8 protein-coding genes are annotated in these 16,761 nt (G+C 50.2%); 3 read left to right on the plus strand and 5 right to left on the minus strand.

All coding sequences use genetic code 11. The annotated features are described in order from the left end of the window. Positions 1 to 2: 2 nt before the first annotated feature. The 4 genes from DX130_RS11625 to DX130_RS11640 are packed head-to-tail and all read right to left on the minus strand — an operon-like array spanning position 3 to position 12,651. Complete coding sequence (locus DX130_RS11625) at positions 3 to 3,737, minus strand: non-ribosomal peptide synthetase (RefSeq protein WP_116045334.1); 3,735 nt, start codon at positions 3,735 to 3,737, stop codon at positions 3 to 5. 39 nt (positions 3,738 to 3,776) lie between these two features. Next, a complete protein-coding gene (locus DX130_RS11630) occupies positions 3,777 to 6,875 on the minus strand; it encodes a cyclic peptide export ABC transporter (protein ID WP_116045336.1) in 3,099 nt (1,032 codons plus the stop codon). Continuing rightward, on the minus strand, positions 6,862 to 8,112 hold the full coding sequence (locus DX130_RS11635) for a macrolide family glycosyltransferase (protein WP_116045338.1): 1,251 nt from the start codon (positions 8,110 to 8,112) through the stop codon (positions 6,862 to 6,864). The genes DX130_RS11630 and DX130_RS11635 overlap by 14 nt, the downstream gene beginning before the upstream one ends. Before the next feature lie 27 nt (positions 8,113 to 8,139). Continuing rightward, positions 8,140 to 12,651: a non-ribosomal peptide synthetase gene (locus DX130_RS11640; protein ID WP_165861233.1), complete on the minus strand. Its 4,512-nt coding sequence runs from the start codon at positions 12,649 to 12,651 to the stop codon at positions 8,140 to 8,142. Positions 12,652 to 13,567: 916 nt separating this feature from the next. Between DX130_RS11640 and DX130_RS11645 the strand changes: the two genes are divergently transcribed. Further along, complete coding sequence (locus DX130_RS11645; protein WP_116045341.1) at positions 13,568 to 14,077, plus strand: metallophosphoesterase family protein; 510 nt, start codon at positions 13,568 to 13,570, stop codon at positions 14,075 to 14,077. An 84-nt stretch (positions 14,078 to 14,161) separates the two neighbouring features. Here the strand turns inward: DX130_RS11645 and DX130_RS11650 are convergent, their stop codons facing one another. Then, complete coding sequence (locus DX130_RS11650) at positions 14,162 to 14,566, minus strand: VOC family protein (protein ID WP_116045343.1); 405 nt, start codon at positions 14,564 to 14,566, stop codon at positions 14,162 to 14,164. Between the two features lie 241 nt (positions 14,567 to 14,807). On the opposite strand from DX130_RS11650, the gene DX130_RS11655 reads away from it, so the two are divergent. Both DX130_RS11655 and DX130_RS11660 read left to right on the plus strand, forming a co-directional pair. Beyond that, positions 14,808 to 15,728: an ABC transporter ATP-binding protein gene (locus DX130_RS11655; protein ID WP_116045345.1), complete on the plus strand. Its 921-nt coding sequence runs from the start codon at positions 14,808 to 14,810 to the stop codon at positions 15,726 to 15,728. After that, positions 15,721 to 16,677, plus strand: coding sequence for an ABC transporter permease (locus DX130_RS11660; protein WP_116045346.1), 957 nt, complete (start codon positions 15,721 to 15,723; stop codon positions 16,675 to 16,677). Before DX130_RS11655 ends, DX130_RS11660 begins: the two co-directional genes overlap by 8 nt. Positions 16,678 to 16,761: the final 84 nt, after the last annotated feature.

Consider the following 16,761-nt stretch of genomic DNA (forward strand, 5'->3'; position numbering starts at 1 on the left):
CTCTATGATAAAATGCGGCTTTCCGTTAATTGCCGAAGCACGTCTACACTTTGGCCCGCAAGCTCTTGAACAGCTTCCTTTCTTAAACGTCTATCATTAAATTTCATATGAACGGTCAACTGACTGGCAGCCTCCACATCCTCCAAGGTAACGATAAGTTCGTACGTATCCAACAACTCCGCATCGACCTGAAGCTCTCCCCAACCGATGAGCGGCAATATCTCTTGTTCGCCCTTCGCAGTCGGAATCTCTCCCACCCCGTTAAGAGGATAGCTTGCTGAATCGCTATCGGCTCTTAGCTTGCCGATAGCCGCAAACAGATCTGGAAATCCAGATATGGTTTCCAACAGGACTTGCCATGGCGATACACGCTTCCCATCTTCCAATATCATTTGTATAACGGCAGCATTCTGGCCGCTTCTGACGGCGAGCAGATAAGCAAATACAGAAGCGATCACATTAGCTGTGGAAACATTATGCTCCTTGCCGACAGACTGCATATTTCCGTAGAGCTCGCCCTGAACATGATAGCGAATGGAACCAAGTCCACTTGCCTGCGGACTGCGGGTAAAAAACTGCTCCGGCAATGTCTGATAACCCCCAAATACCGATTCGTCATAGGCGGTATTTCGGCTTTCGATCCACCGGGCTAGCTTGTAAATGGTAGAGTAGGTGAACAAATCAACAATGCCGAGTCCCCATCCAAACTCCTTCTCCAGCTTGCCGTGCAGCTGCATAAGCAGAATAGAATTGCCGCCGAGGTCGAAGAAATGATCATGCGGTCCTACGTCTTCCAGCTTCAACACTTCTTGCCACACTCTCCGAATATTCAACTCTATCTCGCTCAACGGCACATCATCCCGCGAGCGGCGAGCCAGAGGACTAGCCATACCTGCCAGCGCCCTCTTATCTGTCTTGCCGTTGCCCGTTCGCGGAACCTCCGTTATGGAATAGAAGTACGACGGCACCATATAGCCGGGCAATCTGGTCTCCACATAATCTCGAAGTTCTTCGATGTACAGCTTGATCTCGTCTGTCTTGATATAAGCAGCTAGCGCCTTCTGTCCATCCGCATCGTCTACAGTCAGCACGATGGCATCTTCAATAGCTGGATGAGTCAGCAGATGATGCTCGATATCACCGGGCTCTACGCGGTAGCCACGTATTTTGATCTGCTCGTCCGCTCTGCCGAGAAATTGGATACTGCCGTCCGGGAACCACTTGCCGACATCGCCAGTCCTGTACAAACGTCCTCCATCGAGGAACGGATCATCAACGAAGCTTCCCGCGGTCAGCTCCGGCTGATTCAAGTACCCCCGTGCAACACCTTTGCCGCCAATACAAATTTCACCTGGAATGCCGACCGGCTGCAGCTTGCCGACACCATTCAGCACATACACCCTGTAGTTCCAAATCGGTTGGCCGATTGGAACAGAGCCTCCTGCCTGGAATGAGCAGCGATGATACGTCGCGCATACGGTCGCCTCAGTCGGTCCATAGGTGTTGTACACCGCAGCACTCTTGATCAGATTGGCGTAATATTCCGGCTTAAGCACGTCACCGCCGCTAATAAAAATCCGGACGCCTTCCCAATGCTTCTGCTTGTTCCATTCATTGAGCAGCAACGGCGAGCAGGAGACGACCGTTACCCCTCCATCTCGAATGAGTCTCCCTAGTCTCGACTGATCCAGCAGCTCCATCTTGTCCGCCATGACCAGCCTCCCACCCGTCAGCAAAACGGGGTACATCTCTTCAACAAATTGATCGAAGGAGCAGGACGCTTGCTGGAGGAAGCCGTCCGCTTGCGTCAGCTTAAATTCAAGCTGAAAAGCCTGCACATAAGCCAGAAGATTGTCATGCCCCACCACCACACCCTTCGGACGACCGGTGGAGCCTGATGTATATAGAATATAAGCTGCATCGCTTGATGCCTCTGCGGAGTTGCTGAATTGGCCCTCGTCCCCGTGGAGAGAGGCTTCTATGGAATCCAGATATTTATCGTGATAACCGTACTGCTCCGCCACCTCCGGCGCAGCAAGCAAGACCCCTGCGCCGCTATCCTCCAAGATTTGTGCAATGCGCTCTGGCGCATAGGCGATATCAATGGGCACATAGGCCGCTCCGGACTTCAATACCCCCAGAATCGCTGCAATCAGATGCTCGTCACGCTCCATTAGGATCGCTACATGCTCCCCGTCAGCCACTCGTCCCTTCAACTTCAATGCAATGCGATTAGCCCGCTCATTCAGCTCTCTGTATGTCAGCTCTCTACCGCTGCTTAGAACCGCCAACCGATCGGGAGTCTCGTAAACTTGCTTTTCAAACAAGCGATGGACTGGTTCTGTTGAAGCAGGCATAATCTCTCGATTGAAATGATGCAGGATCTCATTACGTTCTATGTCTGTGGTCATATCGATCAAGCCTATTGCTTGCCCAGGCTCCTTAGTCAGCTCCAAAATGATCTGACTATAATGGCTGGCCATTCGCTCAATGAAAGCTTTGGAGTAGCGACTTGCATCATAGCCGATTTCCAGTTCTAAGCCGCCAAAGGTCTGTATGCCGATCGTTATGCCATAGTGAGTCGTCTCGCTCATTTCATAATGCTTAATCTTCAGCAGCTCGTCCTGCAAAAGCGTCATATCCAGCGGATAATTTTCCAATACGACGATGGTGTCAAACAGAGGCTCCCTCTGGTTAACCCCGATATACGTCCCAATATCGATCAACGCCGTGTGCTCAAAGTCTTCTCTGCGCTTCAGCCCATCATTGATAAGTCCGATATACTGGTGCCCTGACATGTCCGAGCCGCATCGTACACGAAGCGGAATCGTGTTGATGAACAGACCTACCATCTCTTCTATTCCGCGAATCTGGGGCACACGACCGGATACTGTCGTACCGAATACGACGTCATCCGTCCGACTGTAGCGGGAAAGCAGCAATCCCCACGCGCCATACAGCAGTGCTGCAAGAGTGATCTCTCGACTTTGTGCAAACTGTACTATCGTCTCCATTTCTGTTAGAGGAAGCTTACACTTGTATGGAATTCCTCCTGCGTGATCTACAGCAACGTCAACCAGCTCCGGAATAGCTGTTCGCTCCGCCCAATCGGCGAGCTCACGCTGCCAATACAATCGCTGCGCCTCCCGATCGCGAGACTGATGCCATTTCACAAACTCCTTGAATCTCGTTTTGCCAGTCGACTGTGAGCCTTGCCCCAGACATAACGCCCGATAGGCTTGAAGTAATTCCTTCAACAAAATGCCGTTACTCCAGCCGTCGAACAGAATATGATGCCAAGTGACGATCATTTCGCCTTCCCCGTCTGCCAGCTTGCACAAAGTCACTCGCAGTGGCGCTATCTCCAGATCCGGCACATTCCTCCGTTCGCGATCGCGCTCTTCCCGAATCCGCTGGTCTCTCTCTACAGGCAGCAGCTGATCAGACAAATCAACTGACCGAATTGGCGTTTGAGCCTGCTTTAATACAATTTGCACGGGTCTCTCCAGCTTCTCGAACCGAAATACGGTGCGAAGCATTTCATTGCGCCGAATTACCTCTTCCCAGGCGGCATGCAGTAGGTCCATCCGACATTCGCCGGTGAACCTGACTGTTAGCTGCTGGACATACTCCTCCTGATGGCGGTCGCTCACATAATGAAACAGCAGCCCTTCCTGCGAAGGCGTCAGCGCCAGCATATCTTCAACATTCGCTCGATCCAGCCGTTTCTCCGTCATGCTTCCTCACCCTCCTTGCTATAGCTAAGAAACTTTCGTCTAGGATAAGACCACGTCGCCTGTTAGCCCCCGAGACTTCACCTCAACGACCTGTCCCATCTCCATCTTGATGGTCTGGTCCGCCAAGTCGAAGTAGCGGTCGTCATGTGTAATGGCAATGACGCACTTGCCTCGATTTTTCAAATCTGGGAGCAATTTATGATAGAAATAAGCGCGATACTCAGGATCTTGATCGGCAGCCCATTCGTCGAACAGGCAGAACGGCCGGTCATCCAGGTAGCTGATCAGCAGCGCAAGCCGCTTCCGCTGTCCGGTGGATAGCTTGGTCGTATTAAACGATCCGTTCTCGATTTGCACCTTGTCTATTAGCTGAAGCTCTCTAAGATGCCGCTCAATCTCCAGCCCTTTGGTGGAATAATCGATTCCGTACATCTTCTGGAACAAATAAAAGTCACTGAATATCGCTGAGAATTGCTCCCCGAGCCTACTGGAATCCGCCTGCTGGCCGTCCAGCCGCACTTCTCCCTCTGCAGGAACGTACAAGCCGGTAATCAGCTTCGCCAAGGTCGATTTCCCGCTTCCGTTCCCACCTGTAATGAATGTAATTTCACCCGGACGGAAGGCGCAATTAATCGGACCCACCGAAAACGTCTCACCCTCTTTGTTGCTGTAATGGAACGCTACCGAGCGAAGCTCCAACTGAGCAGGGCCCGGCAGTTCCTCCGCTTTCTTCCTCTCATTCTCTGCGTGTACGGTGTCCAGCTCTGCTGACAGCTGCTTAATGCGGTTCCAGCTGATTCGAATCTGAATCGCGTTAGGAATGGTATTCAAGATGCCGTGGATGGGACCCGTCATGTAGAGCAGAACAAATACATAATTGCGAAGCGTATGCTCCTTCAACTCGCTGAACAGCAGCGGGAACAGGAACACGACCGAACCGATAACAAAAGTGAACAGCAGCTCGCCAATTACGTTGACATTGGCATATTGGAGATCGCCCTTGATACGTTTGTCCCGATACGTATTGCAGCTATCCTCCATGTCACTCTGGAAGCCCGCGCGCTTGCGCCCATTCAGGCTAAGCTCCTTGAAGCCATTCATTAAATCATTAATAAAGCGGAAAAACACGTTTTGAATATCGCGAGTCTCTCCCCAAATTCGGTTCGCCTTAATACCCGTTACATAATGCAAGCCCGCCGCCAATACGATAAAGACCATGGCGATCAGCAATCCCTGCAGGCTGATAATGCCCATGTATACAAAGCAGCAGATGAGCGTGACCAAGGCGGTCGCTCCCGTAATAACCACATTAGAGAAGCCGCTAATTCGCTCGGTATCGTTGTTGAGCGAGGCTTGAATTTTGCCGTCCTCTACATTTTCGATTCGCTGGTAAGAGGTTTTCAAAATTTTCCCCAGCAGCTCCATTCGCGTCTCGTAGACCATATCGTTGGCAATTTTCACAAGTCTCGTCCGCACCAGCTTCTGACCTACGACGTAGACGGCAATGCCAAACGCAAAATAAAGGAACAAGCCGCCCTGAAAATCATCTACGCCGCGGTTAAGCGTCTCATTGACGATAAATATAATCATCGCGTTGCCGAAGCCGCTTGCAATGCTGAGCAGCACCAAGGCGAACATGGAACGGTCACCTGACTTCGGGAACATACTCGAAAACATCATATACAAGCCGAATAGGACAACCGTCGTCAGCAGCATAATGACTGCATACAGGAGAGTATCAGGCGCCCATACGAGCACGAAATCCCAATTCAATCCCCAGAACATAATGTCTGGAATCCGGTACAGGCAATAAGCCATGACACCAATAAAGGCAGCGAGTGTCAGGAGCCGTAAGACAGCCGACATCGGCTTGCCCTGGAAACGGCGCGTCCCGCGTACCGCTTGCGCGACAACCGTCCCCGTCTTCCATAACACAAGCAGCGCTACCGGAATGAGAACGAATAGGATAAAGGTCGCCATATTGTCGATACCCTTATATTGGTCGCTCACGGGATCGGGCGTTTCTTTCCCGACAATGAGATTCATAATGCCCTGGGCAATCGTTCCTGAATACGGCGAGTTCAAGTTCGCGAGCACCGCAACGCCCACACCGTCCTCTGGACGAAACACGAAGTAAGATGAATAGTTCGGATTGCCGCCGGCATGCGAGATTTCGCCCGTGCCATCCTGATAGACGCTCCAGCCTGCCGCATAGGAAGAGCCGTCGCCTCCGGGCGGCACCGTTCGGTCAGGAAGATGCGACTTCTCCAGAAGTTCGGCGAAGGGTTGAGAAATGGACTCCACGCCGAGCTGGATTTTCAGCCATCTGGCCATATCTGTCGCATTCGAAATGATGTAGCCTGCCGGAGTATTGCCTCGGTACATCGGTGCATCATATTCAGCGGTACGCAGCATTTTGACCTTATAGCCTTTGGAGAATTGATGCTCCGCTGCTTCCCCTCGGAACATGAACGTCGATGCCAAACTCATTGGCTCCAATATCCGCTCCTTAACAAATTGCTCATAAGTTCCGCCGGACAGGTTCTGAATAATTAATCCAAGCACGTCATAGTTGATCGTTGCATATTCATATTGCTCACCGGGCTGACGATCTAGCTCCAGTCCAACGAGCGTTCGCACCGTCTTCTCAAGCGCACCCTCGTCATCTGCAACCGGAATTTCACCAATTGTCTTGAACGGTACGCCGCTTGTATGATGGAGAAATTGCCTAAGCGTAATCTCGGCAGGCTGTCCTTTGTAAGTCAGCTCCAGCCAAGGAAGATACGCCGACACCTTCTCGTCCAGATTCAGCTTGCCTTCTTCCTCCAGTTGCAGGACTGCCAGCGCCGTAAAAGCCTTGCTTGTCGAACCAAGCTCGAACAGCGTCTCTGGCGTAACGGGAATGCTGCGGCTCACATCCGCGTGGCCGAATCCCTTCTGGTATACCGTATGTTCACCGTTAACAATGACAACGGACATGCCCGGAATTTTAGATTTCTCCCAGCTTTTTTCGATAAACTGCTCGATCTCTGCTTCTTTGCCTGATAAGTCGGCAGCGGAAGCATATCCCGGTTGACCGGTGGACAAGAGAATAACAATACTGGCAACAAGCAACAACCAACGTCTAATAGGCATCATCGTACACCTTCTGCTTCGCAAATTTGAGAATTTCATCTACAGCGCGGTCCAGGCCGCCCGTTCGTTCGAACGAATCACTGACTTTCGCACAGCTCTCCTTGTATTCGGGCAGGGAAGCCACCCGGTCTACCGCCTCCCTTAATTCTTCTGCGCCGACTTTCTCTTCTCGCATATAAATCCCCGTACCCGCGCGCTCCACCATAAGCGCTCCCATATACTCGTCGAAGACCTGCGGTAGGACAACCATGGGAACACCGCTGCATAACGATTCATAGATGCTATTGGCGCCTCCGTGGGTAATAAAGACGTCCGCGCGGCTTAAGATGTCGAGCTGGGGCACATAAGAGCGGACGATAAAGTTAGCCGGAATGGACACTCGCATAGGGGCAAGATCAGTTTGGCCGATCGACATAACAACCTGGTAGCGACTATCACCCAACGCAGAAAAACAAGTCTCGTAAGCATCGTTTAATTCATTCAGAATGGTGCCGAATGCAATATAGACTAACGGTCTGCCGTCCAGCAGCTCATAAGGAAAATCCACAGGCTCCCTGCGCGGATACAATGCGTAGCCCACGAACAGATGCGTGTCGTCGAAAGCATCTTCATGAATTTGAAATTCACGGGAAGTGAATACCAAATTCAGCGGCTGCTTGCTGCAAAACACATCATTGATGACATTCATTGGCGGCAAGCGGTATCTGAGCGCAATCATTCCGGAGAGACGGTCCAGCAGCTTCCGGTATATATCATGCCTGCCCCTGTTGCGCTCATAGAGCGGATCGCCTTGAGCCCGCAGGACATATTCCATAAAAAACTCGGGATCGCGGTCCGCCATCTCGTCAATAAACGGGAAGTTGGCAAAAAAAGCAATGCCCGGTATATCCAATCTTGCAGCTATTTCCTTCCCCCATAATCCAAAGGCGTCATGAATGACATAATCGGGGTTCAACTGGGCTACTTCATCGTATAGGGCGGACGTCAGCGTACGGCTTCGGTCCATCAAGAAGTCGGCGAATACAAGGAAGGTATCAATGCCGCTTCCCTTATGCGTGCTGAAGCCAAGTAAGCCCCTGTAGCTGCGGAATGACGCGCCGACTTGTTCGATCTTTTCACGAAAGGAATCGCTGCAATAATAGACAACCTCCTCCCCGCGTTCGATCAGCTTGGAGACCAGACCTAGCGTCGGATTGACGTGACCGTGCAGATCCACACCAAATAACACGACTTTTGACATCAGCTGCCTCCTTTACTTATTCATTGGTTACATCAGCAAACTGTCCAGCTCATCCTGCGACAGCTTGATCGTATCGAAGTCTGACGGAGTATATTCCGCGAGTTCCCGCTCGCAGCAATGTGCGACGATGGCTGCCAGCTTGTTCTTGTAAGCTTGCATCCATGAGTCTACTGTTGAACTTAGGAATCGGTTGACGCTATAGGTTGCGGATACCCGCAGCTTCCTGCGGACAACGATGGCATGGATATCGATGAGAGCAGTAAGAGCATTGGCTCTTCCCGACTCCGCACCACTGGGCTCATCGGCCAAATCGAACCATTCATTGCGAAACTCGCTATCAAAGTCGCCCATGAAATTAAAGCGAACGAGCTTATCCGCAGCATATTCGGCCGATATATCTCCCCGCTGCTGCAGCAAGCCAAAACCAATGCCATTGCCGGGCACTTGCCTCAGTTGCTCCTTCACAGCCTTGATCCATGACGCCAGGCCATCTGGCGTATGCATTAGCTTTAACGGGTACAACGAGGTAAACCACCCCGCCGTTCGGGTAATATCGATAGAATCGCCAAACGACTCTCTCCCGTGGCCTTCCAGCTCAATCCCTATTTGATTCAGCCCAAATTGGTCAAACAATGATTGTCCAAGCGCCGCAATAAACAGATCCATTGGTCTCGTTCCATATGCGGAATGGGCATCCCGCAACAATCGGTCGGTCTCTTCCTCCGACCATTCGAATGAGTCCGTTCTCGCACTTTCTATATCGTCCCGGCCGTCTTCGATATCGACTAGAATTGTCCGTAAGCCGCTTGTAACGGACTGCCAATACATACGCTCCTCATCCGGTAGCCTGTACTGATGCAGTTGCTCGGACCATGCTTGCACGGATGCGGTCTTACTCTGAAAATTCACGGGCATTCCTGTGCGGAGCTGCTGCAAGCCTGTAGCCAGGTCCTCCAGAAGTATGCGCCACGTAACGCCATCTACAGCTAGATGATGCGCGGCAAGCAGCAATCGCTTGCCGTTCGCGCCCAGATCGAACATGGTTGCCTGCAACAGCCGTCCTTCCCGCAAGTCGAAGGCACCTTTTACGGCTTCGCCGATATGCATGATGCCAACTGCTTGCTCTTCAGCTGAATAGTCCGCTAAGGAATGGACATTAATCTGCACCTTATGGGCCGGATCGTTCACATAAACGATCGTATCGTGATCAGGTTCAAGTCCGATTCTGAGCGCATCGTGATGCTCCATCAGCTTCTGAAGGACATGCTCCAGCTCGGAGATCGTTGCGTCTTGCTTAAGTTCAAGCAGGACGGATTGATGATAATGCCCCCGCTCCTGGAGGTTCTGGCGGAGAAACCAGGAAGCGATCGGCCAGGGACGAATCGTGCCCTCTGCACGGCTTTGCGAATACTGCGTCCCTTCGTCTAAAGGCCGTAATAATGAAGCCATATCCTCTATAACAGGAGAACCCAATATCTCCTTTACTTTAACGCCGTAATTAAGCCCATTCAGTCTTGATGAGACTTGAATAGCCTTGATAGAATCGCCTCCGAGATGATAGAAGTTATCCCGAATCCCGATAGGACGAACGCCAAGCAGCTCTTCCAGTACTTGAAGCAGCACATGTTCCGCGTCATTCCGTCCCTCCTGGAACGGTATATGACTGTCTGAAGCCGCATTCGGTTCTGGCAGCAGCTTGCGATTTACTTTCCCGTTTACGCTGAGCGGTATCTCGTCCATGGTTACGAAATGAGACGGAACCATGTAAGACGGCAGCTGAGCCGTTAGGCTCTGCCGAAGCTCTGCATGATGAAGCAGTCCAGTGCTTACGATATATGCGCACAGATACTTGCTTTGATCATCATGCACACGATCGATGACCACCGCATCACGGACACGGACATCTTGCAGCAGCGTCTTCTCGATTTCTGCCAATTCTATTCGATGTCCACGAATCTTGACTTGATGATCCGTGCGACCAGCATATTCAATCTTGCCATTCCGAAGCCTCTTCGCAAGATCGCCTGTACGGTACATGCGCTTGCCCGGAAGGAATGGATTGTCTACAAACCGTTCACTTGTCAGGTCGGTCCGATTACGGTAGCCTCTTGCCACCCCGTCCCCTGAAATATACATCTCGCCCAGCGTGCCGTCTGGCACAGGATTCAAATACGGATCAAGCAAATAAATCATCACATTATGTGCAGGTATGCCGATCGGCACTGAAGCCCGCGTATCTTCATATGGATCAAACCGATGGATCATGCATCCGACGACCGTCTCCGTCGGACCGTATTCATTCAAGACGTCAATTTGTCCTCCCCAATGGTCATTAATGTTGCGAGCCAGGCTCGTTTTAAGATCTTCACCTCCAACGATAAACCGCCTAACAGACGAATGGCGGTAATCTATATTTTGCAGCAGGGATAAATGCGCCGGCGTCAGCTTGACCACTGTAGACCGATTGTCTTTTAAGATGCGATAGAGTATAAATTCGTCGCCCGTATCCCGATACACCAGAATCATGCCTCCGCAAATTAGCGGCGTAAAAATAGAAGTGACTGTCAAATCGAACGCCAGCGAAGAGTAGAGCGGGAATACCACCGGATCTTCCTTCGCGTACATCAGCTTCGCCCACCAAATGTAGTTGGTCAGCCCGCGATGCTCAATCATCGCACCCTTCGGCTGGCCAGTAGAGCCGGAGGTGTATATGATATAAGCCAATTCGTCAGGCTCAGAGTGAATCTCCGGATCGAAGCTCTTCTCATCAAAGCTGGAAGCGGATCTTAAATCCAACATTGGTATCGGGTATTGCCCCTCTATCCCGTCTACATTCGTCAAAACAAGCTTTGCTCCGGAATCCTCCAGCATGTACCGGATTCGTTCCTCTGGATAAGCGGGATCAATCGGCACGTAAGCGCCGCCTGCCTTCAGCACGCCCCAAATCGCGATTACCGTCTCTGCGGAATGATGGGTCCATATGGCGACCGTCGTTTCTTTGCCGACTCCGTCGCCGATCAGTCGATGGGCAAGCCGATTGGCCGCTTCGTTCAGCTCGCGATAGGTCAAAGCTCCTTCGTCATGATCGAGGGCAATCCGCTCCGGCGTTAATCGAACCTGCTCCTCGAATAACTGCCTTACCGACTTCTCGCTTGGATATTCAACTGCTGTATCGTTCAGCTCCATGATTTGGCGATATTGTTCCTGCACAGTCAGCAGCGAGAGGCTGCTGATGTTGGTATCCGGCGTGGCTAACATCCCGTCCATTAATGCGAGTAAGCCTTCCGCCATGTCGTGGATCTGCTCTTCTGAGTACAGGTCCCTCCTGTAATCCAGATCGAGTGTCAATGCGCCGGTATCGGACCAATCCTTAATGATCCACTGAAGCTCATAAGCCTGCTGACCGTTGTAAAACTCTACATTTTCGAGGGGCGCACCGTTCATGCTGGTCGTGAGCCTGGTATTGTAATAATTGATGCTGACGTGAAATAACTGGTCGTACCCCTTCTTCTTGAGCTCCAGGTTCCTGACGAGCAGATCATAGGGATACCGCTGATGGAAGTAGTTCTCCATAAGCTCCCTCTGCAGTTGAACTAGCGATTCCGCCACTGACGCATCCGGGTTCAGGACGAAGCGGAACGGCATCGTGCTGGTAAACATGCCGAACATCGCTTTTTCCTTTTTGCCGGACCGATTCAATACGGGGGTGCCTACGACCAGATCGTGCTGGCCTGTCCACTTATACTTGTACGAAAAGTAAACCAGTATAAAAAACGTATTGAGTGACACGCCAGCTCGGTCCACTACTTCGCGAATGCGTGAGGACAGCTTGTGATCCAGCTCGATCGTCGTTCGTCGTCCATCTGTCTGGAAAGAATCCGTTACAGCCAGTCCGTCCGGCAGTGTGTCAAATTTCTGGGACCAATAAAGCTTGTTTTTCTCGAATCGCTTCGATTGCAGGTAGGACTGCTCGTCGCTCAAATATTGGAGATAGGACGGCGCCTGTTCAACTGTACCAGTCGTACCGCCTTGCGCTAGTAAGGTATAGTAATCCGCAATATGCGAGGTCATGATCTGAGTGGACCAGCCGTCGCAAATGATATGGTGACACTTGAACAGATAGCCGCAATCGTCCCCGTTTATTCGGAACAAAGCGAAATAATAGAGCGGCGAATGCTCCAGCTTGAATGGAATGCCCGCTTCCTTATGGATCCAATCCCAGAACGACGCTTCCGGGTCCGACTCCATCGAAAAATCAAATTTCTCAAGCGGCCGATGGCTATCTTCCGATACATATTGCCTTGCCTCACCCTCGGTCTCATGGAGCTGCAGGCGAATGCCTTCATGGCTAGCAATAAAATGTCCGATTGCCTTCTCTAGCAAATGAAAATCTACTTGACCCTTGATTCTTACAGGTCCGCCGATATTGGATAGGGACGTGTCAGGGAAAATCTTCTCTAAATACCAGATTCGCTTCTGCGGATGAGAAAGCGATAGAGTTTCATAGACGTCGCGGGGAACGTCTGATGGCAAAGACATCCGAATCACCTCCGGGTTGATGTGTAACGGAACGTGAAGGCGGGCCGATTCATGCTGCCTGTCTATTAGCTCGCAAACGCCAAATGGATGACGAATGAGGGAGCTTGTCCAAAGTGCGTATCCCATTCTCGTTGCTGTAAGAGGCAGTCTTTGCGGGATGCGGGCTTATTCTGGTTCAATGCGGGTCGATTCAAGGTGGGTGTAGGTAGTGGTCATGAAGTAGATGGGCTTCATTCTTAGTGTTGCAGATAGTTGTCGTGGTGGATTGCGGGCTATTCTTGGTGAGGCGGGTAATGGCCGTGGTGGCATGCATGCGACGGGCAGAACAGTAAAGCAAGAGGATACAACGCCTTCTCCACTCCGTCATAATAGGTGTCCGTTCGACTTCTTAAGTCTATCAAAAGCATTCCGTTAAAAGTAAATTTAGTATATTCATGCGAATTTAGAAATAATATAACAGAGTTTTTCTCCATGCGTCAACAAATGCTATTCTTCTATCGACATTTTTACAATAATCCCATAATCCAAAATAAAAATCTATAACCTATATCATACTCGGTAAATTCCCTTTCATCTTGTGAATCGCCGGTCTCGAACCAGCTTGCCGCTATAGCCCTTAACCGAGCATCACTCTTGCATGACTATTATCCGAATACATACCTTCATTGCCCAGATAAAAAGGTTGATTATATGCAAATTTTCCAGTTCGTGTATAATCTCTTGCTCTGAGATAACGCCTCACTGAATGAACGCTATGATGCGCTTCCAACCTGTTCCTAGTATCAAATTAACCTGCCTTCAAAAGCTTCTCTCCCTTCTGGAAAAGAGTGGGCGTTCTTATAAATTCTTTGCAAGCAGGGTTTCTTCCCAGTTGTTATAATAAAAGATAGATGTTCAGCGAAAGGGGCTGCTACGAATGAAAATCGTCGTCCTGGCCGATACGCATATGCCCAGAATGGCCAAAAAACTGCCAGCGCGATTGCTGTCTGAGCTTGCGAATGCAGATGCCATTATTCATGCAGGAGACTGGACAAGCTTGTCCGTGTACGAGCAATTGGCAGCGTTCGCTCCGACTTATGGCGTGGCTGGAAATAATGACGGAGAAGAGATCCAAGCCAAATTCGGCTTAAGGCGGCTGCTACAATTCGGACCGTGGCGAATTGGAATCGTCCACGGTCACGGCGCAGCAAGACGAGCCTCGACGGAGTCTCATGCCATTGCTGCCTTTAAGGATACGCCTGTGAACCTCATCATCTATGGCCATTCTCACATCCCTGTACTGAAACGGGTAGACGACCTCATCGTCTTCAACCCCGGTTCTCCGACAGATAAGCGGAGACAGCCGCTCTATTCGTTCGGCATCATCGACTTTCAAGATACGGAGCAGCAACCGATCAGACATATATTTTACTCTGACAAATCGTAAGTTTGAACACCGAATACCCTGGGCTGCTAGGCCCGGGGTATTCACGATTTCTATAGAGAATAAACCCATCTTCGGAGATTGCTTCTAACTCTCATAATTGAACTGCCAGCCTATACCGTACTTATCCGTCAAGTAACCATAATATGGACTCCATGTCGTCTCCTGCAGCTCTATCTCGACTTTGCCATCTCGCTTCAGCTTATCGAATGCCTCTTTGATGGCATTCTTGTCGGAGCTTACATAGGCCAATGAGATATTGTTGCCTTGTTGGAATGGCCGTCCTGGGAAGTTATCCGAAAACATAAGCGTTCCGCCTGCTATTTTCAATTGAGCATGCATAACCAAATTTTCCGTGCCCGGCGGTATTTCTGACTCCGAATTGGACCCGAATGTCAGAATGGTAGGCTCCTCCAGTCCGAATACGCTGGCGTAATACAACACCACTTCTCTCGTATTTCCGTCGAAATTCAGATAAGGATTTAATGACACCTTATTCACCTCCTGATTGGTAATTTGATCAATTGGAACAATAAACATACATCCAAAATATTTAAAAAAGTAAAGAAGCTGATTTTCTCGAATGCTGCAATTAATGTTCTAAGACATCCCACCTAAAAAACGAATACCTCGACCTAAGCAGGGGGAAAACCTAATCAAAGGTCTATTACGCAAAAGGACCCGTATCCGGTATAGTGAACTACGGAAGAACATTATTAGGGGGTTTACACGTATGTCTGAAGCCGTACTGCAGCTTCGCAACTTAACAAAAACCATCGGCATGCGAAAAATAGTCGATAATCTTACATTTGATGTTCCCGCTGGGGAAATATTCGGATTTCTAGGGCCTAACGGCGCCGGTAAAACAACAACCATCCGTATGATCGTCGGGCTAATTTCAATGTCCAAGGGCGAAGCCATCATTAAGGGCGTATCTGTACGTTCGCACTTTGAACTCGCGATGACGCATGTAGGCGCGATTGTCGAGAACCCGGAAATGTATAAATTTCTTACAGGCTACCAGAATCTGATTCATTACGCGCGACGCCATAACGGCATCACAAAGGAAAGAATTAAGGAAGTCGTCTCACTGCTCGGACTGCAAAACCGAATTCATGAAAAAGTAAAGCGTTATTCGCTTGGCATGCGCCAGCGATTGGGCGTTGCTCAAGCGATTCTGCATCGTCCATCTCTGCTCATTCTGGATGAACCGACGAATGGACTTGATCCTGCCGGTATTCGCGAGCTTCGCGATTACTTGCGCAAGCTGACGAAAGAAGAAGGCATATCTGTCATTGTCTCATCCCATCTTCTATCCGAGATGGAGCTAATGTGCGATCGGGTCGCTATCATCCAAGCGGGCAAGCTCGTTGACATTCGTTCGCTTCAGGAAGCCAGAAGTCAAGCTCAAACCAAAATCGTCATTGAAGTTGGTGATCCGGCAGCCGCTGAGCAGCTGCTCTCTGCAGCCATGGATGGCTCCGGCATGACCGTCTCTGGCAATCAACTGGAGTTGACTGCTGACAAATCAGCCATTCCGCATATTACAAAGCTGCTAGTAGCATCGGAGATTGAGGTGTTCGGCATTCATGCCGTGCAGAAATCGCTTGAGGATCAATTCCTTGAAATTACGGGAGGTGAGATGATTGTCTAGCCGCCTGTCCAAACTCATCCGCAACGAAAATATGAAAATTTATCGCCGTTCCCGTACGTGGATTATGATCGGCATCCTCCTGCTGGCTGTCGGCCTGCTTAGCGGCATTATGAAGTGGGACGAGTCCAGAATCGATCATTCCAACTGGGAACAGCAGCTGGAACAACAGAACTTGCATATGAAACAAGAACTTACCGACAATCCAGATTCAGGAGAGGAATACAGCTCCTATCTGACTAAGCAGATCAAAATGAACGACTATTATTTAGAGCACGATATAAATCCGCAACAGTTGTCGTTATGGAGCTATGTTAGTCAATCATCTAACCTGATTATGCTGGTTACCATTTTGACTGTTGTAATTGCGGCGGACATGATCGCCGCTGAATTCTCGTGGGGCACGATCAAGCTGCTGCTAGTAGGTCCTGCTTCCCGATCGAAAATCATGATTAGCAAATATATCGCTACGCTTGGATTTGCTGTGATGCTGCTGCTTCTCTGTTTTGCCGCTTCATTCGCAGCGGGCGGAATACTGGCAGGCTTTGACGGACTCAATCAACCGTTGTTGACTGTTTCAAATGGCATGGTCCACGAAAGCTCCATGATTATAGACACTTTGCAGACGTATGGCTTCTCCGTGGTGTCGCTAATTATGTACGTGACGATGGCCTTTATGATCTCGTCCGCATTCCGCAGCTCGTCCATGGCAATTGCATTTTCGTTGCTGTTCATGCTGCTCGGAAATACGCTTTCGGCGCTCTTAAGTCAATACAGCTGGTCTAAGTACCTGCTCTTCTCCAATATCGACTTGACGCGATACTTGGACAGCGGAACGCCGCTTCGTCCGGAGATGACGATGACCTTCTCCATTCTGATACTGGTCGCCTATTACGTCGTGTTCCAATTCATCGCCTGGCTTCTGTTCACCAAGCGTGATGTGGCGGCTTAACTTTTCTAACTCAAAGTGTGAAAAAGGACCTCTTCCCCATCGTGGGTTAAGAGGTCCTTCCTTTCATTTACGTGTCTTATTGAA

This window comes from Paenibacillus paeoniae (assembly GCF_003388735.1).
In the GTDB taxonomy this organism is placed as follows: Bacteria; Bacillota; Bacilli; order Paenibacillales; family Paenibacillaceae; genus Pristimantibacillus; species Pristimantibacillus paeoniae.